Here is an 811-nt window from a genome sequence, read left to right as displayed (position 1 = left end):
AATCCCGTGCAAAAGGAATAGCTTCACTTTTACTATCAGAAATTGATAAATACTGTGAAAAGAAGGATTTTGATTTTTTACTTTTATTTGCCGACAATAAGACATTGTATTTAAAGAACGGCTACAAATCTGTTAAGAACAAATGTAAATGGTTGAAAATCGATGACAGAAATCAAACTATACTGGGCATAGGCTATGAAGAAAGAAGTGAATTGATGATTAAGAAAATTGGTATAAATGAATGGACTGAAGGAGACTTAGATTTTCTAGGTTATCTCTATTAAATAAGAGGGCGTTTCCAATTAAAATCAACATTTATAGGTTNNGAACAAACTATTCATTGATTTTGTTCAAATAACGGGGTGCTAGAGTTGAAGGTCATTGTCTCTGATCTTACTCGTATCACACGCAGAACACTAGATTTATTTACTTTAGTCGAAATCATTAAAGATAAAGGGGCTGCATTGAAATCTTTAAATGATACATGGCTACATACCACAAGCGATAATCCTTACAGTACATTCTTGCTTTCGGTGATGGGTGGAGTTAACCAGTTAGAACGCGACCTTATTAAAATGCGTCAGCGTGAAGGCATTGATTTGGCCAAAGAGAGGAGAAAGTATAAGGGACGTAAAGGAAACTGAGCTTGTTCAACTAATGCATGCGTTAGTTTAATAAGAGCAGTTCTTGACGCCTAACCAGGCGTTTTTATTTTTGTGTGATACAGAACACCTGTTTGTTTATAATAAAGATGATGAAATCAAGGAGGTGACCTATATGGCAATACGAGATCGAGGTAAATTAAAATGGC

2 pseudogenes are annotated in these 811 nt (G+C 34.9%); both read left to right on the top strand.

Features of this window, described 5'->3' with window-relative positions:
- Positions 1-284, top strand: a pseudogene (locus tag V7137_RS26910) (GNAT family N-acetyltransferase); the annotation flags it as partial.
- A gap of 93 nt (positions 285-377) precedes the next feature.
- A pseudogene (locus tag V7137_RS26905) lies at positions 378-632 on the top strand (recombinase family protein); the annotation flags it as partial.
- Between the last annotated feature and the right edge of the window lie 179 nt (positions 633-811).

It is taken from the genome of Neobacillus drentensis, from assembly GCF_036962765.1.
Classification (GTDB): domain Bacteria; phylum Bacillota; class Bacilli; order Bacillales; family Cytobacillaceae; genus Neobacillus; species Neobacillus drentensis_C.
The sequence above is the reverse complement of the archived record's forward strand: the minus strand, read 5'-3'. Positions and strand labels throughout refer to the sequence as shown.